We start from the raw sequence: 25,449 nt of genomic DNA, 5'->3' as shown, positions 1-25,449 counted from the left end.
TGCCCCGCCCTACATGCCGGGCAGGTCCAAAGTTTCGTAGACCTGGATGCTGGCCCCGGGCATCATCAGGTGGGGGTGGCCGTTCAGCAGCGCCTGTGCACCGGCAAGATCATCGGCCTGGATGATCCCGTAACCTGCCACCCCTGCAGGGGCTTCAGAGGCCCCAGCAGCGGTGATTTCCGTTCCGGCACCCAGCGGACTCCCCATGTCCACGATGCCGTCACCGGCGCGCCCGGCCCATTCCATCCAGGCTTTCATGCCCTCCTGCGCGGCTTCCGGCGAGCTTTCCGCCATCTGGGCCTGGGCTGACTGCTGTGCGACGTAAAGAACCACGAACTTTTTCACGGATTGTCCCCTCTTGATTGCGCCGGCGGCACGCTGCCCCAGGCCACAGGCCGATAGTAGAGTGCGCGGCGGCGGATGTGAACAGCAGGGATGGACGCAGATAGGGCCCATTGCCCCTTACGCCGCCGTCGGTGAGCTGTTTCGCTGTAGGCAAACAGTCCCGGAAAGAATCCCCAAATGAAAGTTGAGCGTAGTACACTCAACTTAGGAAAACTGCCCCCGGAAGGAGCTCCCTTTGGACGTCAAATTCACCACCAAGAGCCAGGAGGCTCTTTCGGCTGCGGCCATGAACGCCTCGACGGCCGGAAACCCCCAGGTGGAGCCGGCCCACCTGCTCAAGGCGCTGATGGACCAGCGCGAAGGAGTCGCCGTGGCGCTGCTGCGCGCCACCGGTGCCGATCCGGACTCGGTCAGCGTCCAGGCAAGCAGCGCCATCAAGGCCCTGCCGGCGACCTCCGGCGGCTCCAGCCAGCAGGCCCAGCTCTCCCGCCCCGCCCTGCAGGCCATCCAGAACGCCAAGAATGAGGCCGACCGGCTGGGCGATACTTTCGTCTCCACGGAGGTCCTCCTGCTCGGGCTGTCCGCGGGCAATGATGCCGCAGCCCGCCTGCTGCGCGACGCCGGCGCCTCCCATGAAGCGCTGCTCGCCGCCCTGCCGGGTGTCCGCGGCGACCGCAAGGTGGACAGCCCGGACCCGGAAAACACCTTCCAGGCGCTTGAGAAGTACGGCACGGACCTTACTGGAATGGCCCGGGCAGGCAAGCTGGACCCCGTGATTGGCCGGGATTCCGAAATTCGGCGCGTCATCCAGGTCCTGTCCCGGCGCACCAAGAACAATCCTGTGCTGATCGGCGAACCGGGAGTGGGCAAGACCGCCGTGGTGGAAGGGCTGGCGCAGCGAATGGTGGCGGGCGACGTGCCCGAAAGCCTGCGCGGCAAGACCCTCATCTCCCTTGACCTGGGCTCCATGGTGGCGGGCGCCAAGTACCGCGGCGAGTTCGAGGAGCGGCTGAAGGCGGTCCTTGAGGAGATCAAGGGCTCCGAGGGCCAGGTCGTGACCTTCATCGACGAAATCCACACGGTTGTGGGTGCGGGAGCCACCGGTGATTCCTCGATGGATGCCGGCAACATGCTCAAGCCCATGCTGGCCCGCGGCGAGCTGCGGCTGATCGGTGCGACCACGCTGGATGAGTACCGCGAAAACATCGAGAAGGACGCCGCCCTTGAGCGCCGCTTCCAGCAGGTGTACGTGGGTGAGCCGAGCGTGGAGGACACCATCGGCATCCTCCGCGGCCTCAAGGAGCGCTACGAGGCGCACCATAAGGTGTCCATCGCGGACTCCGCCCTTGTGGCCGCCGCAACGCTGTCCAACCGCTACATCTCGGGCCGGCAGCTGCCGGACAAGGCCATCGACCTGGTGGACGAGGCCGCGTCCCGCCTCCGGATGGAGATCGACTCGGCGCCGGAGGAGATAGACCAGCTGCGGCGCCAGGTGGACCGGCTCACCATGGAGGAGCTGGCCCTGGCCGGGGAATCGGATCCGTCCTCGGTGGAGCGGCTGGCGGCGCTCCGCGCCGACAAGGCTGACAAGGAAGAGGAGCTCTCCGCACTTAACGCCCGCTGGGAGGCCGAGAAGGCGGGACTTAACCGGGTGGGTGACCTGAAGGCCAAGCTCGACGAACTGCGCTCGGCCGCGGACAAGGCCCAGCGCGAGGGCGACCTGGAGACTGCTTCACGGATTCTCTATGGGGAAATCCCGGCGCTCGAACGCGAGCTGAACGCTGCTGCTGAAGCGGAGGCCGCCGTGGTGGACAAGCCTGCCCAGATGGTGGCCGAGGAAGTGACGGCTGAGGATATTGCCGAGGTCATCTCCGCCTGGACAGGCATTCCCGCCGGACGCATGCTGCAGGGCGAGAGCCAGAAGCTGCTGCACATGGAGGCCGAGCTCGGGAAGCGGCTGATCGGCCAGTCGAAGGCCGTCGCGGCAGTCTCTGACGCCGTCCGGCGCGCGCGTGCCGGGATCAGCGATCCCAACCGCCCCACGGGTTCGTTCCTTTTCCTGGGACCCACCGGCGTGGGCAAGACCGAGCTGGCCAAGGCGCTGGCGGACTTCCTGTTCGACGACGAGCGCGCCATGGTGCGCATCGACATGTCCGAGTACGGCGAGAAGCACTCCGTGGCCCGGCTTGTGGGCGCGCCTCCGGGTTATGTGGGCTACGAGGAGGGCGGCCAGCTGACGGAAGCCGTCCGCCGTCGGCCGTATTCAGTGATCCTGCTGGATGAGGTGGAGAAGGCCCACCCCGAGGTCTTCGATATCCTCCTGCAAGTGCTCGACGACGGCCGGCTCACCGATGGCCAGGGCCGCACCGTGGACTTCCGCAACGTGATCCTGGTGCTGACTTCCAACCTGGGCAGCCAGTTCCTGGTGGACCAGTCCCTGGACGCCGAAGCCAAGCGGAATGCGGTCATGGCCACCGTCAACGCATCCTTCAAACCGGAGTTCCTGAACCGGCTGGACGAGGTGGTGCTGTTCGACGCCCTGACCGTGGAGGAGCTTGCGCGCATTGTGGAGCTTCATGTGGACGAACTCGGACGCCGGCTCCATGAGCGCCGCCTGACCCTCGAAGTCACGGATGGTGCCCGGGCCTGGCTCGCCATCTCCGGGTTCGACCCCGCCTATGGCGCCCGGCCGCTCCGCCGCCTGGTGCAGCGGGAAATCGGCGACAGGCTGGCGAAAGCGATCCTGGCCGGCGAGATCAGCGACGGCGACACGGTGCTGGTGGACACGGCAGCGGACCTCGAGGAACTCACGGCGGCCGGAACCGGACTCCCATCCGCGCCGGTGGGCGGCAGCGGCCTGTCCGTCCGCCGCAAGGACTAAAGCCAGGGGCTATGGATGCCAGGCGTGCTGCCCGGGCGGCCTGGCTGCTAGGGCAGCACGCTTGCATTGATCACGTTGCCGCCGGGGGCAACTACATAGCAGTCCACCCTGCGGTCGCCGGATTCCCAGCTGGTGGTGCTGGGGAAGCTGCGCTCGAAGTTCAGGTCGTAGTCGTTGGCGGCCGGGCCCAGCCTTGCTGCCTGGCACGCTTCCAGGGCCTTCGCCTTCAGTGCCTCGGCACCGGGATAGGATCCGCCCTCCGGGTAGCGGAACAACGCCACGAGCTGGGCGGAGTGCGCGGTATCGCACGGCACCACGGTGGAGGACAGTGACTCGGGGTCGAAGTCCTTGAAGCAGTCGCCCAGCGCATAGTCGGCGGGCTGGACCCCCTCGCGTGGCAGTGGCAGCGGCGTTGCGGGTGGCGTGACCGTGGTTTCCACCACCCCCGGAACCTGGCCCCGTGAAGTGCTGCTGTCCGGGTTGGAGTTCAGCCACAGGGCGAGCCACGCCAGCGAGCCGATAACGGCCAGCAGGACTGCCACAAAGAACGCTATCCACAGGGTCGGCCGCTTCACCCGCCCGGATCTCGGCGCCGCACCGTCCTGCGGTTCCATATGCGGGTGCAGGACCGGCCGGGCAGCAGGGGCGGGCACGCGCGGCAGCCCGGCGGTGGGGGGCGAGGAGGGTTTCGGCGGGACGTCCTGGTGGTTCACGGGTATGGATCCTCCTGCGTTCTATCCGCGGCGGGCAGCCGGTCTGCGGCCTGTATCAGCAGTTGTCCAAGTGACTCTACCGAAGAAAAAAGCCGTAAACCTGCGGATCGGGGCCGTGAATGGTAACCCAAACCACCTTCGGGGGCCGTCCGTGGCGAGCGGGGGCAGTCGAAAGCATGTAATCTAGGTGTACGACAAATTGACCAAACATTCCGGGGCCTCACCGATAGCCAAGGTGACCACCTCCGGTCCAAGTACAAAAGGGGGTCACGCCATGGGGCGCGGCCGTCAAAAGGCAAAAGCTACCAAGCAGGCTCGGGATATCAAGTACTACTCCCCGAACACTGACTACTCGGCACTTCAGCGTGAGCTGACGGGTCCAAGCAGTCGTGCCACGAGCCATTACGCGAATGAGCCGGTTGAGCCGGACTATTCGGCATATGTGGATAAGTACGCGGATGATTTGGAAGAAGACGACGACGAGGTAGACACCCGTCGGATCGGCTAGTTGTCGCAAGGTGCTGTTGCCGTTACCGGGCAGCCCTGTGACGCCGCAGCACTAACGGATCCAGCGATGGATCCTGGTCCCGGGACCGGTGCGGCGCTTCTTTTTCGGCCCTTGGATCCTGGTGGGTTCCAAGATGCCGACTTCAGTTATTGGGCCCGCTGCCCGCACCTCAACGGTGCGGGCGGCGGGCTTTCTGTTGCCACGCGCCAGCCAGTCCCACGGCCCGTACGGACGCCAGGACCAGTGCGGAGGCGGGTGCCAGGACTCCCCGCGAGGTGCGCTCAACATGGCCCATGCCCTCGGCCAGGATGAGTCCACACCCGGCGAGGGCTGCTGCGGGCCCGGCCCCAGGAACCGAGAGCCGCGAGCGCGAGCGCGGTTCCGGGCGGCCGCTGCCGGGAGGATATAGCGGAGCATGATGCGCGACGCCTAGAAGGGCCCCAGCCGGTGGCTGGGGCCCTTGGGCAAGGCTTGGAATTGCGGGACGCTGCGCCATGCGCTGTGTGGCATGTCCCCCGTGCAGCCTGCTGAACTGCTAGTTATTCACGATGCGCACCGGGCCGGTGGCGGTATCGCAGACGGTCTGTTCGGTGCCGGTGGCGTCTACTGCTTCGCCAAGAACTGCGACCGATCCGATGTCGGCGACATCGCAGAGGGTTGCTGCGACACTGGCTGCAACATTCACGTCCACGGCATCCTCGACAGTGATGTCGCCGACCGTGACATTTACAAGGCCGTCATTCAACGTATTGTTGTTCGCTGCGTGTGAAGGTCCGGCGACGGCGCCCAGCAAGAACAGGCTTCCAGCGGCTGCGGCGGTGGTTTTCTTCAGAACTGACATAATTTTCGCTCCCTTGATATCTGCCCCGGTGCCCCTGTGGGCAGTCCGCCCGCAATTGGGCATGTTGACTGCCTGATGCCGTGCTGCTGCACGGCGCAGGTACCGGACGTCTTTATGGTTGCTTCTTGGCATCCGCCGGATCGGCGGGGGAAGGCGGTCCAACCGAGCGGGCACTTGCCGCCGGACTCGGGCGGGGCGGGCATTACGCTCTCGAAAACCCCGCGTTGACCTTCTGTGCTGCACTTCCATTTAAAAGCCTAAAGGTAAGCATGCTTAGCAGTCAAGGGGACTGAGTGTTTTATCTCAGATAACCGGTTTTGGGGGCATTCCCCGGCGCCGGTTAAAGCAATCGAGTGCTCCTTATACTGCCGCTTTGACGGGGCAAAGCGGCCGGTACGGAGCACTCGATGGAGTATTTAGGCGTAGGCGTTGACCAGGCGAACCGCGCCGCCGTTTACGCCCTTGGCGCCCTGGACGTAGTCCGGCCCGGTCTTGAGGATTGCATCCGAATCCTCGGTGACGGTGCCCATGACCCAGGACAGCAGGCCGCGGTCGTTGAGGCGGGCCACTGCAGCGTCCGCGGCTTCGGCGGACACGATGGCCACCATGCCCACACCCAGGTTCAGGGTGCGTTCCAGGTCCGCCAGCGGCACGTTGCCCAGTTCGGACACCAGCTTGAAGATGGCAGGCAGCTCCCAGGTGTTGCGGTCCACGGTGGCCACGAGGCCCTGGGGGAGCACGCGGGCCAGGTTGGCGGCGAGGCCTCCGCCGGTGACGTGGCTGAAGCCGTGCACGGCAGACGAGCCCGTGACAGGGAAGGCGCGGGCCAGGTCCAGGCAGTCGGCAGCGTAGACGCGGGTGGGCTCGAGAAGTTCCTCGCCCAGGGTGCGGCCCAGTTCGGAGACCTGGCGGTCCAGTGCCCAGCCGGCGTGGTTGATCACGCGGCGGACCAGGGAATAGCCGTTGGAGTGCAGGCCGGAGGAGGCCATGCCGATGACCACGTCACCGGCGCGCACGCGGTCCGGACCCAGGAGCTGGTCGGCTTCAACCACGCCGGTGGCCGCGCCTGCGACGTCGTACTCGTGCTCGCCCAGCAGGCCGGGGTGTTCGGCGGTTTCACCGCCCACCAGGGCCGTTCCGGCCACGGAGCATGCTGCTGCGATGCCGCGGACAATATCGGCGATGCGCTCCGGCACCACCTTGCCGCAGGCGATGTAGTCGGTCATGTACAGCGGCTCAGCGCCAACCACGACGATGTCATCCACCACCATGCCGACGAGGTCGAAGCCGATGGTGTCGTGGATGTCCATGGCCTGGGCGATGGCAACCTTGGTGCCCACGCCGTCGGTGGACGTGGCCAGCAGCGGCCTCTTGAAGGTCAGGAGACGGGAGACGTCGTAGAGCCCGGCGAACCCGCCCACCCCGCCGATCACCGAGGAGTTGTGGGTGGCCTTGACGGCCCCCTTCATCAGCTCGACGGCGCGGTCCCCGGCTTCAACGTCAACGCCGGCTGAGGCGTAGGTGATGCCGGCGGCGTTACCGGGGGTGTTGCCAGGGGCGGGGGCAGCGGAAGTCATACGGACTCTTTCTTGTCAGCGCCGGTGGCGGCGTGTGCGTCCGGCACGAGGTCGGCGTCGGTCAGCAGGTTTTCAAACTCGGAGTCCGGCCCAGGATCGCAACCGGTGGCGCCGGACTTCTCCGCAGGATCTTCCTGGGAATCGACGGAGAGGGCCGCTGTTGCGCCCGGAAGGGCCGACGGCGAGGGCCTGAGGCCGCCGAGGTCCGTCCGCTCCAGCAGGTTCTTGCCCAGCTTGTCCGCACCCGGAAGCTCGATGGGGTACTTGCCGGTGAAGCAGGCAGTGCAGAGCCTCTCCCGCGGCTGCCGGGTGGCGCCGATCATCCCGTCCTCGGAGATGTAGGCCAGCGAGTCCGCCCCGATGGCCTGCGAGATCTCGTCGATGGTGGCGCCGTTGGCAATCAGCTCGGCCCGTGAGGCGAAGTCGATGCCATAGAAGCACGGCCACTGCACGGGCGGGGACGAAATCTTGACGTGGACGGCGGCTGCCCCGGCCTCGCGGAGCATGCGGACAATGGCCCGCTGGGTGTTGCCGCGGACGATGGAATCGTCCACCACCACAACGCGCTTGCCACGGATCACGGACTCGAGGGCGTTGAGCTTGAGCCGGATGCCCAGCTGGCGGAGGGTCTGCGAGGGCTGGATGAACGTGCGGCCCACGTAGGAGTTCTTGACGAAGCCGTGTGCAAAGGGAATCCCGGATTCCTCGGCGTAGCCCACGGCCGCCGGAGTGCCCGACTCCGGCACCGGGATGACGATGTCCGCCACCTGCGTGTTTTCGCGGGCCAGCTGGCGGCCCATCTCCACGCGGGACTCATAGACGGAGCGGCCGGCAATGGCGGCGTCCGGACGCGCAAGGTAGACGTACTCGAAAACGCAGCCGGCCGGCGTCGCCTCTGCAAAGCGCTGGGAACGTACGCCCTGCTCGTCGATGGCGATGAACTCACCGGGCTCGATTTCGCGGATAAAGCTGGCGCCCACGGTGGCGAGGCCGGACTGCTCGGAGGCCACAACCCAGCCGCGTTCCAGCCGGCCCAGGACCAGCGGGCGGATGCCGTAGGTGTCCCTGGCGGCGTACAGCGTGCCTTCGTCCATGAAGACGAAACAGAAGCCGCCCTTGATCTTGGGCAGGAGCTCGATGGCCGTCTCTTCGAGGCTCTTCCCCGGCTCGCCCTCCAGCAGGGCGGTGACCAGGGCGGTGTCCGAGGTGTTGCCCTGCTTCATTTCGCCGGTGAGCTGGTCGCCGTGGCGCTCCTGGATCATGGCGTTCAGCTCGGCCGTGTTGGTCAGGTTGCCGTTGTGTGCCAGGGCGACGGTGCCGGTGCTGGTGGCGCCGAGGGTGGGCTGCGCGTTGGCCCAGTGGCTTGCGCCGGTGGTGGAGTAGCGGCAGTGTCCCACCGCCAGGTGCCCGGTCAGGGTGTTCAGCGTGGTCTCGTCGAAGACCTGGGAGACGAGTCCCATGTCCTTGTAGACGTTGATCCGCTTGCCGTCGCTGGTGGCAATACCAGCCGACTCCTGACCGCGGTGCTGTAGTGCATACAGCCCGTAATAGGTAAGTTTTGCTACCTCTTCACCTGGTGCCCAGACTCCGAAGACGCCACAAGCGTCCTGCGGGCCTTTTTCGCCAGGGAGAAGATCATGGGAAAGTTTTCCATCGCCGCGTGCCACTGGTCGATTATCTCACGACATGCGGTAGGACTTTTCCGGCCGCCCGTTTGTGACCGGGGCGCGCTGTAACCGGGGCTACGGCTGGGGATCCGTGTCCGGCTCGGAGTCCGGCACGGCTTCCACCACGGCCCGCTGCTGCCGCCTGACACTGCGGCGGTCCAGGATCAGCGCCAGCACGGCCCCAAGGATGGCGCCGCCGCCCGCGAACAGCACCATGAAGAACCCAAAGACAGCGCCGGCGTCGAAGCTGGGGTTCGCCGGAACGGCATACGCCACCACCGCTGCAGCCGCGATGCCCGCCAGTGCGCCGAGGATGAGGAAGGGCACATACTTGGGCGCGCGGCGGACGGTAACTTCGCGCTGCTCGGCAGGGGGTTGTTCAGAAGGCATGCATCAAGCCTACATTTTTCGAAGCTTCAGCTGCCGCGGTAGGTGGAGTAGGCGAACGGGCTCAGGAGGAGGGGGACGTGGTAGTGCTCCGGGCCGGTCACCTCGAACACCAGGTCCACTTCCGGGAAGAACGTGGCTGTCTGCAGGCCTGCGTAGTAGTCCCCGGTGGCGAAGTTCAGCTTGTAGTGCCCGGCCTCCAGCCGCTCCGGACCGAGGTCCTTGGCGCGGCCGTCGGCGTCGGTGGTGGAATCTGCCACGTGGCGCCAAGTGCCGCCGTCGTTCCGGTAGAGGACGACGGCGACTCCCGCGGCCGGGCGTCCGGCACCGGTGTCCAGGATGTGCGTAGTGACGTGGGAGACGCTCATTCGGTGATCAGTCCTTCAAGCCGGAGCACGGCAATTTCGCGCAGCTGCTGGGCCACGATCGTGTCTTCTTCGGCCGGGGAGTTTGCGAGCCGTTCATTCAGGGCCTGCAGGATTTCCGGGGCGGTGCGGCCGGCGGCGCGGATCAGGAAGACCCTTCCGAACTTCTCCTCGTAATCCCTGTTGCCTCGGGCCAGGGCTTCCGTGAGGGCCGTGTCTGCAGGATCCACCCCGGCCTGCTCGGAACGGGACATGGACGCCTCGGTCGTGGCCGCCGTCGGACGTTCCCCGATGCGCGGATGGTGCGCCATGGCGGACTCCACCTCGGCAGGGGTAAAGGGGGTGGCTGACTGCGAGGCGTAGGTGAGCAGGGAAGCCTTGCTGGTGAACGGGCGGCCCGCCGTGACGGCATCCACCCATCGCGTGACGTCGATGCAGGGCCTCAGTATTTCTGCGGCCCGGGCAGGGTCCGCGCTGTTGAATTCGGCAAGCTTCATGCTGGCTGTTCCTAGGTGGCGATCTGCTGGCATCCATGGTGACGGCTATGCGGAGGCCGGACTTCCCGGCGCCGGCAACTGGCTGTCGCGCGGCTTCCACATCATGGAACTGTTATTTCAGCATACGTAATATTCAAGAGCAGGCGCGCTGTGGTGTCAAGAAGGTTACAACAGAAACGGTGTTGCCCGATCTTGCGGAAATCCTTGGACCGGCTTGCCCGGACATTGAGGTGCGGGCGGGACACTCGAAGACAGGCAGCAGCTTCCATCGGACAAGGGTCAAAGACGACCCGCCGGGGAGGTTGAACGGCTCGGAGAAGGTGCAGCCCATGCGACAAGTCAAGATCACAGACCATACGGCGGTCGGTTCGGCTGCCGCCGCGGCCCTGGACAAGGGCCTGGAGAAGAGCCGCGCTTTGATGCGCGTCTACTTTCACAGGCGGAAGGTCCGGGCAGCAGCCAGTGCGTTGGCCGAAGCCCTGGCGGAATCGAGGGAGGTCTGGAGTTGGCCGGGGGACAGGCTTCCGCTAGGCGCCGAGATGTCCCAGCAGGTGGAGAAGCTGACCCGCCGGCTCAAGTTGGAAACCGAAGCGCACCACAGGCTGGAGACGCTTTTCAGGACTGCGGCCGGGGGCCGTTCCGTACTGGCGCTTTAAGTGCCACACTTATGAGCAATCGAGTGGCTGGGGGTTTACCGGGTCAGGAGATTGCTATGAGTTGGTTTACAGGGTGGGCGTACCTTATTGCTGGGCTCATGACAGCCGATGCGCTGCTGCTGGCGCTGTGGGCAATTGACGAGGGCTGGCCCGGGAGCTGGTGGAAGAAGCCCTGACGCGCCGGGGCGCCCTTAGCTCGGCCGCAACTCCAGGCGCATCAGCACCCGAGGGAAGCCATTAAGGACTGACTCCGTGTCCGCGGCCTTGGTGAAACCCGCGTCCTCAAACAGTTTCCGCGTGCCCACATAGGCCATGGTGAGGTCCACTTTCCTGCCGCTGTTGTCCACCGGATAGCCCTCGATGGCCGGGGCGCCATAACTCCGGGCCAGGTCCACGGCCCCTGCCAGCAAATGGTGCGAAATGCCCCTGCCGCGGTATCCAGGCCGCACCCTGATGCACCAGACCGACCACACATCCGCATCGTCCACATGGGGGATCTTCCGGTTGCGGGCGAAACTGGTATCCGCGCGGGGGTGGACCGCTGCCCACCCAACTGGCTCGCCGCCGTCGTACGCCAAAACCCCCGCCGGTGGATCCTCCGCGACCAACTGCCTGACCAGCTCTCCGCGCTCGGTCCCGCGCAGCGCCTGGTTCAGTTTGGACGGGATGCGGTAGCTCAGGCACCAGCACACGTTGGCGTCCGGCCGCTTGGGCCCAACTATGGTTTTGACGTCCTCGAACTGTGTTGCGGGCCGGACCTGGATGGCCATGCGGCAATCCTGTCACCGGGCAGGGGCTCCGGCAACAGCACTCTCGAGGCCTCCGTAGGGCATTGCCGTGCCACAGAAGGGGGACACCCGGACCGGGCAGCGTTAGACTGGGCAGCCAGGCAACGGCAGAAGACATGGCGGGCACAATGAACGATAATCTGCATCTCACTCCGGACGACCAGTTCCCCGAGGACCTCCAAAAGGTATCGGATAACGAATTGCAGGTCCTGGACAGCCGCATCCAGCGCCAGCTCGACCACGAAATGGTGATAGACGGCGAATCGGACCGTGAAACGGAATTCCGCCACTACGAACTGGACGTTGAATTCAACGACCGCGACAAGCGCTGACTCGCTGGCCGTGTCCGTGAGTGTGGGATGTCACTACACTGGGACGCATGACCGAGCAGGAACCGGTCCGGCCGCGCGCCGCTTCAGCAGACGACGGCGGGAAAAGACCCAGCAGGGACATAGCGGACACGTCCGTCCCGGTGGAGGTAGGGGAGGCTCCGCACCTTACTGATCCGGACGCCGTCGACACTTCCCTGCGCACTCCGGCCCAGCGCTCCCGCACTTTCACCGGGATCCTGGTGAACACCGCCCTCGCCAACGTCACCACCAGCTACCTCTGGTTTGCGCTGACTTTCTGGGTGTACCTGGAAACGCGCAACGTCATAGCAACCGGCGTGGTGGGCGGTGCCTACATGCTGCTGATCGCACTGTCCAGCATCAGCTTCGGCACCTTCGTGGACCGCTACCGCAAACTGGCCGTGATGCGCTTCGCAGCTGCCTTCACCCTGGTGATGTTCGTGCTGTCCGGGGTCATGTTCCTGCTGACCCCCACGTCGTCGCTGCTGGACCTGGCCCGGCCGTGGTTCTGGGTTTTCGTCATGGTCATCCTGATTGGCGCCGTGGTGGAAAACATGCGGAACATCGCCCTCTCCACCACCGTCACCATCCTCATCGAGCCGGACCGGCGGGCAAACGCCAACGGGCTGGTGGGCATGGTGCAGGGACTGATGTTCATTGTCACCTCGGTGCTTTCCGGGCTCTCGGTGGGACTGCTGGGCATGGGCTGGACCATCGGTGCTGCCCTGGTGCTGACCGCGCTGGCGTTCGCGCACCTGCTCACCCTGCGCATGCCTGAAGAGGTGCGTGCCGCCGCAACGGATGCGCACGGCGGGTTCGACCTGCGCGGCTCCCTCGCCGCAGTGCTGGCCATTTCGGGGCTGTTCGCGCTGATCCTCTTCTCCACGTTCAACAATTTCATCGGCGGGGTCTACATGGCGTTGATGGACCCGTACGGCCTGGAGATGTTCCCCGTTGAACTGTGGGGGATCTTCTCCGCTGTCGGCTTCACCGGGATCCTGGTGGGCGGGGCATTGATCGGAAAGTTCGGGCTCGGGGCCAATCCGCTGCGCACCCTCCTCGCCGCCGTGGTCCTGATGGGCGTCCTCGGCGGGGTGTTCACGCTGCGGGAGTGGGCCTGGCTCTACATCGCCGGCATCTGGGCGTACCTGGTCCTGGTGCCTTTTGTGGAAGCGGCCGAACAGACGGTCATCCAGCAGGTAGTGCCTTTGCAGCGGCAGGGCCGGGTGTTCGGGTTTGCCATGGCGTTCGAGTCCGCTGCTTCGCCGGTTACGGCATTCCTCATTGCGCCGATCGCCCAGTTCTGGATCATCCCCTACGCCCGGTCCGCCGACGGCGCCGCCCAGCTGGCCCCGCTCCTGGGCGAAGGCACCTCCCGCGGGATCGCCCTCGTGTTCCTGGTTGCGGGGAGCATCATGGTTGTGGCCGCGCTACTGGCCTTCCTGACGCCCGTCTATCGACGGATCTCTGCGTCCTATGCCCAGGCGGCAGCGGCCGAGGCGACAGCGCCGGCCAAAGGCTTTTGAGGCCTTGCGCTCCCGCAGTTAATGAACTGCGAGAGCGTCCGGGGAAAGGCCGCGTTAACTGCGAGAGCGTCCGGGGGAAAGCCGCGTTAACTGCGAGAGCGTCCGGGGAAAGGCCGCGTTAAGTGCGAGAGCGTCCGGGGGAAACCGGCATTAAGTGCGAGAGCGTTAGATCCCCAGGGCTTCCTTCAGGGCCGCGACGTGGCCGTCGGCCTTCACCTGGTACTGGGCAAGCGTGACATTGCCTTCGGGGTCCACCACTACGGTGGAACGGACGATGCCCTCGACGATTTCGCCGTTGACGAGCTTTTCACCCCAGGCGCCGTAGGCGAGGGCGACGGCGTGGTCGGGGTCGGAGAGCAGCGGGAAGGTCAGGGAGAAGTCGCCCGTGAAGCCGGCCAGGGCCTCCGGGGCGTCAGGAGAGATGCCGATGACCTCGTAGCCCTTGCCCTGCAGTGAGGCCAGGCTGTCACGGAAATCGCAGGCCTCGGTGGTGCAGCCGGGGGTGGCGGCCTTGGGGTAGAAGTACACAATGACGTTCTTGCCACGGTAGTCGGCCAAGGCAGTCTGGCGGCCCTGGGCGTCCTGAAGGGTGAAATCCGGGGCCTGGGTTCCGGGCTGAAGCTTGGTGGTCAAAGTCTGGCTCATGGCATTCCTTTGGAAGTCTTTGTCAGGTAATGGCAAAACATCAAGTGAAGCGGGTTTCCGCTGAGTGATACAACTCCGGCGTCATATGCAGTATTCCGCCGGGCCGCGAACGGTGGCGCAGGGACCGGGCACAAACTGGTATCCGCCGCCCCGGACGGTGGCCACGGCATGGCGCGCATTCCCGAGTTTCCCGCGTATCCGGCCCACATACACATCGATGGCGCGGGCTGACGCGCCGGGGAACTGCAGCGACTCCAGGAACTCCTGCAGTTCCTCCCTGTCCACGGGCCGGGACAGGTGGGTCACCAGGTACCTGAGCACCTTGGACTCGACGCCGGTCAGCGGCACCGGGCTGCCGTCCAGCAGGACGATGTCCGCCGCAAGGTCCACGGCCACCCGGCTGACAGGGCCGGCCGACGGCGGCAGGCGCGTGCCGCCGTCGTCCTTTGAAAGTGCCGGGTTGGCTGCCTCCGCCGCGGGGGGAGCCGGAGGGGAGTCGACTGCGGCTCCCCCCGTATCAGCGGAGGACCCTGACATGGGTGCTCCGGCGGCAGGCCAGTGGACTTCCGCCTCCGGAGCAGTCTGGAGGGCCCGTGCAAGGACCAGCTGGGCGGCCCGGGCCAGGAGGTCGGGGCTGGTGCCTTCCGCGGGGACTACCCACAGGGCCAGGCCACGTGCAGCCGCGCCGTGTGCTGCCGCCCCTTTCACCGGAAACCCGTGCCGCGCCCCCGCCCTTGGCTGGTGTGCTTCCACTGCCATGGCGCGTCCTTAGACTCCGCCGCGGCGGATCAGCTTGCCCGTGGGGGTCTGGCCGTCCACCACGGCGCCGCGCAGGAAGGTCCTGCGGACCACCCCGGACAGTGCCTTGCCGTCGTACGGGGTGATGGGGTTCTTGTGCTTGAGCTTGGACACGTCCACCACGAACGCCTCGTCGGGCGCAAAGACGGCGAAGTCGGCGTCGTAGCCCAGCGCCAGCTGTCCCTTGTTGGTCAGCCGGGCCAAGCCGGCTGGCTTCTCCGCCATCCAGGACACCACCTGTTCCAGCGGGATGCCGCGGTGCCGCGCCTCGGTCCAGATCAGGGACAGGCCCAGCTGCAGCGACGAGACACCGCCCCAGGCCACGGCGAAGTCGCCGTTCTCCAGGTCCTTCAGGTCCAGCGTGGAGGGGGAATGGTCCGAGACGATGCAGTCGATGGTGCCGTCCAGGAGGCCCTGCCACAGCAGCTCCCGGTTGGAGGCTTCGCGGATGGGCGGGCAGCACTTGTAGGCGGTGGCACCGTCCGGGATCTCCTCCGCCATGAGCGTGAGGTAGTGCGGGCACGTCTCCACGGTGAGCTTGACGCCGTCGCGCTTTGCACTGGCGATCATGGGCAGCGCGTCCGACGACGACAGGTGCAGGATGTGCGCACGCGCACCGGTCCAGCGGGCCCGTTCGATGACCTCGGCAATGGCCTTGTTCTCGGCGCCGCGGGGCCGCGAGGCCAGGAAGGTGGAGTAGTGGTCGCCGCCGGGGTGCGGGGCGCGGTCAATGGCGTGCGAGTCTTCGGCGTGGACGATCATGAGCGAGTCGAAGGACTTGAGCTCGGCCATGTCCTCCTCCATCTCGTCCGCGTCCAGGTGCGGGAACTCGTCCACGCCCGAGTGCAGGAGGAAGCACTTGAAACCGAATACGCCCTCGTCGTGCAGGGGGCGGAGATCGGCCTTGTTGCCGGGGATGGCGCCGCCCCAGAACCCGACGTCGATGAACGCCTGGTCCTCGGCCACCTCGCGCTTGAGCTTGAGGTTCTCCACCGTCGTGGTGGGCGGAACGGAGTTCAGCGGCATGTCGATGATGGTGGTGACGCCGCCGGCTGCTGCGGCGCGGGTGGCGGACGCGAAGCCCTCCCACTCGGTGCGGCCGGGCTCATTGACGTGGACGTGGGTGTCCACCAGGCCCGGGAGCAGCGTCTCATCGTCGGCAAGGTCGATGACTTCGGCGCCTGCCAGGCTGTTGCCCAGCGGCTCAAGGGCCACGATCTTCCCGTTGCGGACGCCCACCTCGCGCGGCGCGATGCCGGCGGTGGTCAGGATGCGCCGCCCCCGGATGACGAGGTCAAAACGTTCTTCAGACACGGAGGTCCTCCTTGGTACTTGCGGCGGCAGGCCCGTTGGTTGCCAGCACCGCACCGATCTGGGTGCCCAGCTGCTCCAGCAACGGCCCTGCCTCTGCTATGCACCTGTTTACATCGGTTTCGAGCGCCGTCAAAGCGTAGACATCCACGAATCCTGCGGCGGCGGCCTGGCCGTCCGTAAGGGTGGTACGGCCGCAGACGGCAATGACGGGAGTACCCTGCGCCGCCGCTGCCCTGGCAACGCCCATGGGGGTCTTGCCCAGCAGGCTCTGCTCATCCAGGCTGCCTTCGCCGGTGATCACCAGGTCGGCGCCGGCCAGGCGCTGCTCCAGTTCCGTGAACTCCAGGACCACGTCGATCCCTGGCCGCCGCGTTGCGGCGAGGACGGCGATGGCGGTGTAGCCTGCGCCGCCGGCTGCCCCGGCTCCCGGAGCCTCGGCAGCCTTAACAGCGCGGAATCCGATTTCCCTGGCCAGGACTTCGACAAACCTGGCCAGGGCGGCGTCGAGCATGCCGACGTCTTGTTGCGTGGCGCCCTTCTGCGGGCCGAAAATCGCCGCGGCGCCCTGGGGGCCCAGCAGGGGATTGTCGACGTCGGACGCCAGCACAAAGCGCGTGTCCTTCAGCCGGGGGTCGAACCCGCTGAAATCGATCCGGTCCAGGCGGGCGAGGGCGGCGCCGCCGGGTGGAAGTTCGTTGGCCTCGTTGTCCAGGAACCTGGCGCCGAGGCCCTGCAGGACTCCGGCGCCGCCGTCCGTGCTGGCGCTGCCGCCCACCCCAAGGATGATGCGGCTGCAGCCGGCGTCCAAGGCAGCGGTGATGAGCTGGCCGGTGCCCACGCTCGTGGCGGTGCGTGCCGCCGTCGAGCCTGGCCGCCCCCCAACCAGCGCCCCGGCGGGGAGCAGGGCCAGGCCCGAGGCAGCCGCCATCTCGATGACTGCCTCGTTGCCCCGGACCGCGAACTCGGCCGTGACCGGTTCCCCTGTTGGTCCGGCCACCACCGCGCTGCGGCGGGCGAAGCCGGAGCCGACGGCGGCGTCGAGGGTGCCCTCACCGCCGTCGGCTACCGGAATCCGGACCACATCGAGGTTGCCGATGCGTGCCGGGCCGGCCCCTCGCCGCAGCCCCTTTTCCAGGTAGCTGCACACTTCGGGGGCGGACAGGGATCCTTTGAACTTGTCCGGGGCAATGACGATCCGCATGGTTAGGCCTGCAGTGCCAGGATGGCGGTGGGAGCGTCGGCGGCGGTCTCTGCCAGTTCCTCGAACTCGTTGATGGCGTTGATCTCCAGTCCCATGGAGATGTTGGTGACCTTTTCCAGGATCACTTCCACCACCACGGGAACCTGGAACTCGCCCATCAGTGCCTTGGCCTTGTCGAAGGCGGCTGCGAGGTCGTTGGGGTCCTCCACGCGCACGGCCTTGCAGCCCAGGCCTTCGGCCACCTTGAGGTGGTCCACGCCATAGCCGCGGGTTTCCTCGGACAGGTGGGTGCTGTTGATGTTCTCGAAGGCCAGGGACACGTTCTGCTCCATGCTGAAGCCGCGCTGGGACTGGCGGATGAGGCCCAGGTAGGAGTTGTTCACCACCACGTGGATGTAGGGGAGGTTGAACTGCGCGCCAACGGCCAGCTCCTCGATCATGAACTGGAAGTCGTAGTCGCCGGAGAGGGCCACCACGGTCTCGTCCGGCTTGCCGCGGACCACGCCGAGGGCCGCCGGGGCGGTCCAGCCCAGCGGGCCTGCCTGGCCGGCGTTGATCCACTTGCGCGGCCCGAACACGTGCAGCATCTGCGCGCCGGCGATCTGGGACAGGCCGATGGTGGACACGTAGATGGTGTCGCGGCCGAAGGACTTGTTCATCTCCTCGTACACGCGCTGCGGCTTGATGGGGATGTTCTCGAAGTGCGTCTTGCGGTGCAGGGTGGCCCTCCGCTCCGCACACTCGGCAACCCAGGCGCTGTAGTCCGGCAGGGACCCTGCCGCCTTACGCTCCCTGGCGAGTTCAACCAGCCCTCCCAGCGCCGCGCCGGCGTCGGACGCGATGCCCAGGTCCGGCGAGAACACGCGGCCGATCTGCGTGGGCTCGATGTCGATGTGTACAAACTTGCGGCCCGCCGTGTAGGTGTCCAGGCCGCCGGTGTGGCGGTTGGCCCAGCGGTTCCCGACGCCGATCACGAAGTCGCTCCGCAGGTAGTTCTCGTTGCCGTAGCGGTGGCTGGTCTGCAGGCCCACCATGCCGGCCATCAGCCGGTGGTCGTCCGGGATGGTGCCCCAGCCCATCAGCGTGGGGATGACGGGGACGTCCAGGATCTCGGCCAGTTCCACCAGCTGTGCGGAGGCGCCGGCGTTGATGATGCCGCCGCCGGCCACGATCAGCGGGTGCTTGGCCGCGGTCAGCATGTCCAGGGCCTTTTCCAGCTGCTTGCGGGAGGCCCTGGGCTTTTCGACGGGCAGGGGCTCGTAGGTGTCGATGTCGAATTCGATCTCGGCGAGCTGCACGTCGATGGGCAGGTCCAGCAGCACAGGGCCGGGGCGGCCGGAGCGCATCAGCTGGAAGGCCTTCTGGAAGGCGCCGGGAACCTGGCCTGGCTCCAGGATGGTCATGGCCATCTTGGTGACCGGCTTGGCGATGGACTCGATGTCCACGGCCTGGAAGTCTTCCTTGTGCAGCTTGGCCACGGGGGCCTGGCCGGTGATGCAGAGCATCGGAATGGAGTCTGCCCAGGCGGCGTAGAGGCCGGTGATCATGTCCGTGCCGGCGGGGCCTGAGGTGCCGATGCAGATGCCGATATTGCCGTCCTTGGCGCGGCTGTAACCGTCCGCCATGTGGCTGGCGCCTTCAACGTGGCGGGCCAGGGTGTGGCGGATGCCGCCGTGGGCGCGCATGGCGGAATAGAAGGGGTTGATGGCAGCGCCTGGCAGGCCGAACGCCTCGGTGGCGCCTTCCTTTTCCAGGATGGCAACCGCTGCATCAACGGTACGCATCTTGCTCATGGGGTGCTCCTAGGGAAACTTCGGGGCCTTTGCAGGCTGTTTTTGGGTGTGGTGGAGGAGCCGCCGTCGCGAGGTACGGCAGCGGTGCTCCCGTTGCGCTGGTTACCGCGCCTCTGGCGCGGGTGCGTTACTCGCGGCCGCTGAGCTGGAGGACCTGCTTGAAGAGTCCGGAGTGGTCGAGGCCGCCGTCGCCCTGGTTGACGGTGGCGGCGACGAGCTGTGCTGCGATGGCGCCGAGCGGGATGGCGACGTTGGCCTCGCGGGCGGCGGAGGTGACGATGCCCAGGTCCTTGTGGTGCAGGGCGAGGCGGAAGCCGGGGTCGAAGTTGCGGTCCAGCATCTTCTGGCCCTTCTGGTCCAGGACTTTGGAGCCGGCCAGGCCGCCGCCGAGGACCTTGAGGGCGGCGTCGGTGTCCACGCCGTAGGCCTCCAGGAAGGCAATGGCTTCGCCGAGGACTTCGATGTTGACGGCGACGATCAGCTGGTTTGCAGCCTTGACGGTCTGGCCGGAGCCGGAGGGGCCCACGTGGACGATGGTCTTGCCGACGGCGTTCAGGACATCCTGGGCGTCGTCGAAGTCTTCCTTGTCGCCGCCCACCATGATGGAGAGGACGGCGTCGATGGCGCCCTGCTCGCCGCCGGAAACCGGGGCGTCGAGGGGGCGGATGCCGGCGTCGCGGGCTTCGTCCGCGAGGCGCTTGGCCACATCCGGGCGGATGCTGGATGCGTCGATCCACAGCGTGCCCTGCCTGGCGTTGGCGAAGACGCCGTCCTTGCCGCTGACCACGCCCTCAACATCGGGGGAGTCCGGCACCATGGTGATGACGACGTCGGCATCCCTGACGGCGTCGGCGATGCTCGTGGCACCCTTGCCGCCTTCCGAAACCAGCTTCTCGATCTTGTCCTGGCTGCGGTTGAAGCCGGTGACGGTGTGGCCGGCCTTGACGAGGTTGATGGCCATGGGCAGGCCCATGATTCCGAGTCCGATGACTGCAACGTTGCTCATGAGGTTTCTCTTTTCTGAAATCTGAAGTCTGTGGTGGTGCCGGAGGTGCCGGTGGGGATGCCCGGCCCAACTAGGTAGCGCTAAGTGTCGTTTTGAGGGCTCTAAACGACACTTAGCGCTACTCAGTTGGGCGGGGCGGGTGGACTAGCGGGAGGCGTGTTCGCGGATGGCCCAGCTGAAGGCTGTTTCCTGCGGTTCCTTGTATTCGAGTCCGATGTAGCCGTTGTAGCCGAGTTCGCGGCTGCGGGCGATCCATTGGCCCAGCGGGAGCGTGCCCGTGCCCGGAGCGCCGCGGCCGGGGTTGTCGGCAATCTGGATGTGGCCGAAGTCCTTGGCATGGTTTTCGATGACGGATTCGACGTCGTCCCCGTTGACGGACAGGTGGTAGAAGTCGGCGAGGAGCTTGATGTTTTCGACGCCGGCCTCCGCCTTCACGCGGGCAATGACCTTGAGTGCGTCATCAGCGGTGAGGAGCGGGTATTTGGGTGCGCCGCTGACGGGTTCCAAGAGGACGGTACCGCCGATGCGGGCGACGCCTTCCGCTGCCGCGGCCAGGTTCCTGACCGCGAGTTCGTCCTGCTCCTCGGGGGTGGAGCCGTCCTGCCGGTTGCCGTAAAGGGCGTTGAAGGCCTTGCAGCCCAGGCGCGCGCCAATGCCGGCAACAACCTCGATGTTGTCCTTGAACTCTGACTCGCGTCCCGTCCAGGACACCAGGCCGCGGTCCCCGCCCGGCATGTTGCCGGCGTTGAAGTTCAGGCCGGTGAGCTGGACGCCGGCGTCCTTGATGGCGTTCTCGAATTCGGTGACCTGGGCGTCGGAGGGGACTGAGGACTCGAAGGGCCACCAGAACTCGACAGCATCAAAACCGGCTGCCTTGGCTGCCGCGGGGCGCTCGAGCAGGGGCAGTTCAGTAAGGAGGATGGAGCAGTTCACTGTGTACGTCATCGTAGGTCCTTCCAAGGAGGGCTTTGATCTATCTTCCCTTGCGGCGGCCTATTGCTTCTTTCCGCTTTGTGGAATTTAGATTCTGCTTTATGAAAAGTCTAGGGAAGGATGGGTGCCCGAGTCAAGACGGACCGGCCGGGGAGCCGGAAGGAGATTTCCCATTGACTTCAGGGGCTGCAGGGCTACGGTTAGAGATACATCGGCATGGTCCGGTGGATGGGTGTGCGCCGGGGCAGGGGCGCACGCCGCTACATGGTCTCGACACAACTTCGCCGCTCGTCGGTATCCATTCCATCGCCTGGTCCGCGCCGGGCGTTTTCCACACCACTCCTAGGCTGTGACCTCATGACGGCAAACTTCATCAGGGAACTGGCAGTCAAGTCCCTGGATTCACCGGACTCGAAGCGTTGCCCGGACAAGGCGGAATTCGACCTTGTCACCGTTGACGACTACTCCGTGGCGCGCCTGATCCTCGCGCCGGGCTGGCGGTGGTCGGACTCTGCAAGGCCCTCCGAGTTGACCCCCTACTGCGAGCACCACCACCTCGGCTATTGCATATCGGGGCAACTGGAGGTGGAAACGGCCGACGGCGGACGGTCAACGATTCACGCCCATGACACCTATGCGCTGCCTCCCGGGCACGATGAATGGGTGGTGGGCGACGAGCCGTTCGTCGCCGTCGAATTCCTGGGTGCGGCCTCGTTCGGCCGCCCCCGCAGCTTCGGGATGCACGCCCGGATCTAGCACGGCACAAAAAGTCCCCTGCCGCTCTTGCGAGCGGCAGGGGACTGGTGCTGCGCCGGGGCGGGCGGCCCGGTTTCCTAGGGCCCGGTTTCCTAGGGCCCGGCTTCCTAGTGGGTCAGGTCCTTGCCCTTCGTCTCGGGAATGGTGAAGACGAACGCGGCGCTGATGCCCAGGAGGACCACCGCGTACACGTTGAACACCTGCGGGACGCCCATGGTGGTTCCCAGCCACTGCTGCAGGTACGGGGCCGTTCCGCCGAAGGCTGCCACGCAGATGGAGTACGGGACGCCGACGCCCACGGTGCGGATCGACGTCGGGAACAGCTCGGCGTAGACGGCCGGGACAATGGCGGCGCTCGCGGCGATGAAGACCAGCATCACGGACATGCTCACCGCCAGCTGCCAGGCGGAGTCCTTCAGCAGCCAGGTCATGGGGAAATGCATGACTGCTGAGCCGATCGCGCCGGACCACAGGACTTTCTTGCGGCCGATGCGGTCAGACAGCTTGCCCCACACCGGCAGTGCGGCGATGAACACGATGTTGGCGATTACGCCGGCCCACAGCGCCTCGCCGCGGTCGATCTTCAAGGCGGTGGTGGCGTAGCTCGGCGCCACGACGCCCCAGATGTAGTAGATCACCGTGAGGCCCACCGTGAGTCCGATGACCTGCAGCGCCTGCTTGCGGTGGCGGACGATCTGCGGCCAGATGGGAGCGCGCTTTTCGGCCACGGACTCGCCTTCGAAGGCGTCGGTCTCGTGCAGCCGTGAGCGCATGATCAGCGCGTACAGGCCCATCGCCGCGCCCAGGAGGAACGGAATCCGCCAGCCCCAGGCGTTCATGGCCTCGGCGGTCAGCGTCATGTTCAGGACTGCCCCCAGCAGTGTTCCGAACAGGATGCCCATGGTGCCGGAGGTGTAGATCAGGGTCGCCCAGAACCCGCGGTGCTCCTTGGGTGCCATTTCCGAGAGGTAGGTTTGCGACGACGGCAGCTCGCCGCCGTGCGCCAGGCCCTGGACCAGGCGGGCCACCAGCAGCATGAGCGAGGCCCAGGCACCGATGCTCGCGAACGTGGGCGCGATGCCGATCATCAGGCTGCCCAATGAAGCGAGTCCGACGGCGAGCGTCATGGACGTTTTTCGGCCCACCCTGTCGCCGATCCAGCCGAAGAGGAAGCCGCCGAAGGGCCGGGCCACGAAGCCGACGGCGAAGATCGCCAGCGTGGACAGGACAGCAGATGCGGGGTCGACTTTGCTGAACAGCTGGCTGGCAATGAAGGGCGTGAACGTCGCGTAAATGGCCCAGTCGTACCATTCCACGGCATTGCCGATGCCGGTCCCGACGATGGTTTTAGCGGTGGACACGCGTCCAGTCTGCTGCTTGGTTACTGCGATGGACATGGTTACTTCCTCAGGATCGTGGTGAAGAGGATGGTGGGGGATGGTGAAGGCGGCTAGGACGCCGCCGCAAGCGCCGCCAGTCGCGAGGTGGCGAGCTCGGTGTACAGCGCTGCCCCGTCAGCCAGCACGCCGTCGTCGAACGTTGCGTAAGGCGAGTGGTTGAACGGTGAGGTGGCCGGATTGCCGCCAGGGGCGACGGCGCTGAGGCCGACGAAGGTGCCCGGCACCTCGGCCAGCACCCGGGAGAAGTCCTCGGAGCCGCTCAGGGGAGTGGCCCAGCGGGAGAGGCGGCGCTCGCCGAAGAGCCCTGCAATGACTTTTTCCGCCGTGTGGGTCTCGTCCTCGTTGGTGATGGTGAGGGGGTATTCCTCCTGGTAGTCGACGTGGACTTCCACCCCGTGCGCGGCAGCGATTCCTTGCAGCAGGCGCGGCACGGCCTCCTTCATCTTCAGGCGGGATTCCTCGGAGAAGGTCCGGACCGTCGCCTCGATGCGCGCCGTTTCGGGAATGACGTTCCGCTTGGTGCCGGCATGGAGCACCCCCACCGAGAGCACCACGGGATCGAACATGTTGAACTGCCGGGTCACCATGACCTGGAGGGCCGTGACCATTTCGGCCGCCACGGTGACGGGATCCTTCGCGGAGTGCGGGGCCGAGCCGTGGCCGCCGGCGCCGAGCACCGTGACCTCAAGCCCGTCCGAGGCGCTGAGCATCACGCCGGGCTTTGTGCAAAAGGTGCCGTGGGGCTCCAAGGAGGAAAACACGTGCATCCCGTAGGCCGCCTGGACGCGGGTGCCGGCGGCGTCCAGGACGCCTTCGCGGATCATGTAGCTGGCTCCGTCGCAGCCTTCTTCGCCGGGCTGGAACATGAGGACGACGTCGCCCTGGAGCTGGTGCTGCCGCTCGGCGAGGAGCGTGGCGGCTCCGGCGAGCATGGAGGTATGCAGGTCGTGGCCGCAGGCGTGCATGGCGCCGTCCGCCCGGGATGAGAATTCGACGCCGGTCTTTTCCTGCACCGGGAGGCCGTCCATGTCCGCGCGGAGGAGGACCGCGGGCCGGTCCGTTGTGCTGCTTCCCGACGCATCGATGCTGCCGCCGCCGCGGAGCACCGCGGTGACGGAGGTGGTGTCCTTGCCCAGGGTGATCTCGAAAGGAAGTCCGTCCAGCGCCTGGAGGACCTTCTCCTGGGTCCGCGGAAGGTGGAGCCCGATTTCCGGGTGCCTGTGCAGGTCGTGGCGGAGGCGGATGAGGTCCCCCTGCAGTTCCTGCGCATCTTCGGTTACGGGCACTTGTCACTCCTCGCATTGGCGTTCCGGGTCTGTGGACTATTCTGGAGTGGCCCACTTCACATTCTTTGAAAGCGCTGGAATTATTCTGTGGGCGTGGTCTATGCACAGGATTCGTGCAGGCAAATGAAGGGGCTGCCCATGGAACTCAGCGAAGACGACCTGGCACTCATCCAGGTACTGCAGTCCTCTCCGCGGCTCGGCTGGGCGGATGCGTCAAAGGTGCTGGGCGTCCACGCCACCACGCTTGCGGCCCGGTGGGAGCGGCTGGCATCAAGCGGGGCAGCGTGGGTCACTGCCCACCTGGTGGGGGATCCCCAGCAGATGCTCCTGGCGTTTGTTGCGGTGGACTGCGAGATGCACCAACGCGACAGCGTCACGGCGCAACTGGCGGCCGTGCCGGAGATCGTCACCGTCGAGGAGGCGGCCAGCAACCGGGACCTGATGCTGACCGTCATCACGAAATCACTGGACGAGTTCAGCAGCCGGGTTGTTTCCCGGCTGAAGGCCATCGAGGGGCTCACCAAGTACCAGACGGCGCTGTGCACGCGGCTTCACACCAGCGCGGACGAGTGGCGCCTGAACGTCCTGGACCGGACCCAGCTGGCGACCCTGAGGACGCTGGGTGCTTCGGCCGGTGCGCGGACGCGGGGGCCGGACCCGCAGGGCGAACTGCCGGCAAGCCACCTGGACCTGTTGCCTTACCTCGCACGGGACGGACGCGCCACCGCGGCGGACATCGCGCGGGGGCTGGGGCGCCATCCGGCGACGGTGCAGCGGCAGCTGAACCGTGTGCTGGCCAGCGGCATCCTGCTGTTCCGGTGCGAGATTGCGCAGGCCTACTCTTCCTTCCCGGTGACCTGCCAGTGGTTCGCGAACGTTCCGGCCGGCCGCCATGAAGCTGCCGCTGCCGAGATCCGCACCATCAGCAACGTCCGGCTCAGCGCATCCACCACGGGCCCCACCAATTTCGTGATCATCATGTGGCTGCAGTCCCTGGCAGACGTGATGAACGCCGAGCTGGCGCTACAGCAGAAGGTGCCGGACATCGAACTGGTGGAGAGCGTGGTGATGCTGCGGACCGTCAAGCGGGTCGGCTGGATGCTGAAGGAGGATACGACGTCGAGCGGCGCGGTGGTGGTGGAGGCCGGAGGGCTGCCGGCTGCGGAGTGAGCCGTGGACGTCCCGGCCCGCCTCCCGGGAAGGGGGCGGGCCGGGG

General features: G+C 66.4%; 25 protein-coding genes. 7 read left to right on the top strand and 18 right to left on the bottom strand.

Annotated elements, in window-relative coordinates; genetic code table 11:
- Positions 1-9: 9 nt before the first annotated feature.
- Positions 10-345 carry a hypothetical protein gene (locus tag Q9R30_RS03630; RefSeq protein WP_311216806.1) on the bottom strand — a complete coding sequence of 112 codons (336 nt, stop codon included), beginning with the start codon at positions 343-345 and terminating at the stop codon, positions 10-12.
- 235 nt (positions 346-580) lie between these two features.
- Between Q9R30_RS03630 and clpB the strand changes: the two genes are divergently transcribed.
- Positions 581-3,226 (top strand): ATP-dependent chaperone ClpB, encoded by a 2,646-nt coding sequence (gene clpB, locus Q9R30_RS03625; protein WP_104999255.1) that lies wholly within the window; start codon positions 581-583, stop codon positions 3,224-3,226.
- A 47-nt stretch (positions 3,227-3,273) separates the two neighbouring features.
- Here clpB and Q9R30_RS03620 read toward each other — a convergent pair whose 3' ends face one another.
- Positions 3,274-3,939, bottom strand: coding sequence for a septum formation family protein (locus tag Q9R30_RS03620; RefSeq protein ID WP_311216805.1), 666 nt, complete (start codon positions 3,937-3,939; stop codon positions 3,274-3,276).
- 274 nt (positions 3,940-4,213) lie between these two features.
- Between Q9R30_RS03620 and Q9R30_RS03615 the strand changes: the two genes are divergently transcribed.
- A complete protein-coding gene (locus Q9R30_RS03615) occupies positions 4,214-4,447 on the top strand; it encodes a DUF3073 domain-containing protein (protein WP_009359485.1) in 234 nt (77 codons plus the stop codon).
- A 535-nt stretch (positions 4,448-4,982) separates the two neighbouring features.
- Here the strand turns inward: Q9R30_RS03615 and Q9R30_RS03610 are convergent.
- From Q9R30_RS03610 to uraD, 6 genes are all read right to left on the bottom strand, one after another.
- Positions 4,983-5,288, bottom strand: a complete 306-nt coding sequence (locus Q9R30_RS03610; protein ID WP_104999250.1) for a hypothetical protein — start codon at positions 5,286-5,288, stop codon at positions 4,983-4,985.
- Positions 5,289-5,704: 416 nt separating this feature from the next.
- Positions 5,705-6,865 (bottom strand): phosphoribosylformylglycinamidine cyclo-ligase, encoded by a 1,161-nt coding sequence (purM, locus tag Q9R30_RS03605; RefSeq protein WP_311216804.1) that lies wholly within the window; start codon positions 6,863-6,865, stop codon positions 5,705-5,707.
- Positions 6,862-8,532: an amidophosphoribosyltransferase gene (purF, locus tag Q9R30_RS03600; RefSeq protein WP_311216803.1), complete on the bottom strand. Its 1,671-nt coding sequence runs from the start codon at positions 8,530-8,532 to the stop codon at positions 6,862-6,864. The genes purM and purF overlap by 4 nt, the downstream gene beginning before the upstream one ends.
- Before the next feature lie 75 nt (positions 8,533-8,607).
- A complete protein-coding gene (locus Q9R30_RS03595) occupies positions 8,608-8,922 on the bottom strand; it encodes a hypothetical protein (protein ID WP_104999247.1) in 315 nt (104 codons plus the stop codon).
- Positions 8,923-8,948: 26 nt separating this feature from the next.
- On the bottom strand, positions 8,949-9,287 hold the full coding sequence (gene uraH, locus Q9R30_RS03590) for a hydroxyisourate hydrolase (RefSeq protein ID WP_104999246.1): 339 nt from the start codon (positions 9,285-9,287) through the stop codon (positions 8,949-8,951).
- Complete coding sequence (gene uraD / locus Q9R30_RS03585; protein ID WP_311216802.1) at positions 9,284-9,781, bottom strand: 2-oxo-4-hydroxy-4-carboxy-5-ureidoimidazoline decarboxylase; 498 nt, start codon at positions 9,779-9,781, stop codon at positions 9,284-9,286. Before uraD ends, uraH begins: the two co-directional genes overlap by 4 nt.
- A gap of 329 nt (positions 9,782-10,110) precedes the next feature.
- Between uraD and Q9R30_RS03580 the strand changes: the two genes are divergently transcribed.
- On the top strand, positions 10,111-10,437 hold the full coding sequence (locus Q9R30_RS03580) for a hypothetical protein (protein ID WP_311216801.1): 327 nt from the start codon (positions 10,111-10,113) through the stop codon (positions 10,435-10,437).
- A 191-nt stretch (positions 10,438-10,628) separates the two neighbouring features.
- On the opposite strand, the gene Q9R30_RS03575 is transcribed toward Q9R30_RS03580, so the two are convergent.
- Positions 10,629-11,207, bottom strand: coding sequence for a GNAT family N-acetyltransferase (locus Q9R30_RS03575; RefSeq protein ID WP_104999244.1), 579 nt, complete (start codon positions 11,205-11,207; stop codon positions 10,629-10,631).
- A 146-nt stretch (positions 11,208-11,353) separates the two neighbouring features.
- Here Q9R30_RS03575 and Q9R30_RS03570 point away from each other — a divergent pair, with 146 nt between their 5' ends.
- Positions 11,354-11,557: a hypothetical protein gene (locus Q9R30_RS03570; protein ID WP_104999875.1), complete on the top strand. Its 204-nt coding sequence runs from the start codon at positions 11,354-11,356 to the stop codon at positions 11,555-11,557.
- A 47-nt stretch (positions 11,558-11,604) separates the two neighbouring features.
- A complete protein-coding gene (locus Q9R30_RS03565; RefSeq protein WP_311216800.1) occupies positions 11,605-13,101 on the top strand; it encodes an MFS transporter in 1,497 nt (498 codons plus the stop codon).
- Between the two features lie 165 nt (positions 13,102-13,266).
- On the opposite strand, the gene bcp is transcribed toward Q9R30_RS03565, so the two are convergent.
- From bcp to Q9R30_RS03530, 7 genes are all read right to left on the bottom strand, one after another.
- Entirely contained in the window at positions 13,267-13,746 is a 480-nt protein-coding gene (gene bcp, locus Q9R30_RS03560; RefSeq protein WP_104999243.1) for a thioredoxin-dependent thiol peroxidase, read from the bottom strand.
- Positions 13,747-13,827: 81 nt separating this feature from the next.
- Complete coding sequence (locus Q9R30_RS03555) at positions 13,828-14,505, bottom strand: helix-turn-helix domain-containing protein (RefSeq protein WP_311216799.1); 678 nt, start codon at positions 14,503-14,505, stop codon at positions 13,828-13,830.
- Positions 14,506-14,514: 9 nt separating this feature from the next.
- Positions 14,515-15,858 carry an allantoinase AllB gene (gene allB / locus Q9R30_RS03550; RefSeq protein ID WP_104999241.1) on the bottom strand — a complete coding sequence of 448 codons (1,344 nt, stop codon included), beginning with the start codon at positions 15,856-15,858 and terminating at the stop codon, positions 14,515-14,517.
- A complete protein-coding gene (locus Q9R30_RS03545; RefSeq protein WP_311216798.1) occupies positions 15,851-17,059 on the bottom strand; it encodes a glycerate kinase in 1,209 nt (402 codons plus the stop codon). Before Q9R30_RS03545 ends, allB begins: the two co-directional genes overlap by 8 nt.
- A gap of 2 nt (positions 17,060-17,061) precedes the next feature.
- Positions 17,062-18,852, bottom strand: a complete 1,791-nt coding sequence (gene gcl / locus Q9R30_RS03540) for a glyoxylate carboligase (RefSeq protein ID WP_311216797.1) — start codon at positions 18,850-18,852, stop codon at positions 17,062-17,064.
- Positions 18,853-18,979: 127 nt separating this feature from the next.
- The gene (locus Q9R30_RS03535) at positions 18,980-19,858 is read right to left on the bottom strand and encodes a 2-hydroxy-3-oxopropionate reductase (RefSeq protein ID WP_311216796.1); all 879 of its coding nucleotides are present in this window, start codon (positions 19,856-19,858) and stop codon (positions 18,980-18,982) included.
- Between the two features lie 144 nt (positions 19,859-20,002).
- Positions 20,003-20,803: a hydroxypyruvate isomerase family protein gene (locus Q9R30_RS03530; protein ID WP_104999237.1), complete on the bottom strand. Its 801-nt coding sequence runs from the start codon at positions 20,801-20,803 to the stop codon at positions 20,003-20,005.
- A gap of 345 nt (positions 20,804-21,148) precedes the next feature.
- Between Q9R30_RS03530 and Q9R30_RS03525 the strand changes: the two genes are divergently transcribed.
- Complete coding sequence (locus Q9R30_RS03525; RefSeq protein WP_104999236.1) at positions 21,149-21,547, top strand: cupin domain-containing protein; 399 nt, start codon at positions 21,149-21,151, stop codon at positions 21,545-21,547.
- A gap of 107 nt (positions 21,548-21,654) precedes the next feature.
- On the opposite strand, the gene Q9R30_RS03520 is transcribed toward Q9R30_RS03525, so the two are convergent.
- Positions 21,655-22,944 (bottom strand): MFS transporter, encoded by a 1,290-nt coding sequence (locus Q9R30_RS03520; protein WP_311216795.1) that lies wholly within the window; start codon positions 22,942-22,944, stop codon positions 21,655-21,657.
- 53 nt (positions 22,945-22,997) lie between these two features.
- Complete coding sequence (locus Q9R30_RS03515) at positions 22,998-24,233, bottom strand: M20 family metallopeptidase (protein ID WP_311216794.1); 1,236 nt, start codon at positions 24,231-24,233, stop codon at positions 22,998-23,000.
- A gap of 138 nt (positions 24,234-24,371) precedes the next feature.
- Here Q9R30_RS03515 and Q9R30_RS03510 point away from each other — a divergent pair, with 138 nt between their 5' ends.
- Positions 24,372-25,403 (top strand): Lrp/AsnC family transcriptional regulator, encoded by a 1,032-nt coding sequence (locus tag Q9R30_RS03510; RefSeq protein WP_311216793.1) that lies wholly within the window; start codon positions 24,372-24,374, stop codon positions 25,401-25,403.
- Positions 25,404-25,449 lie beyond the last annotated feature (46 nt).

Source organism: Arthrobacter sp. AB6 (assembly GCF_031844545.1).
In the GTDB taxonomy this organism is placed as follows: Bacteria; Actinomycetota; Actinomycetes; order Actinomycetales; family Micrococcaceae; genus Arthrobacter.
This window is presented reverse-complemented; position numbering and strand designations above follow the sequence as displayed.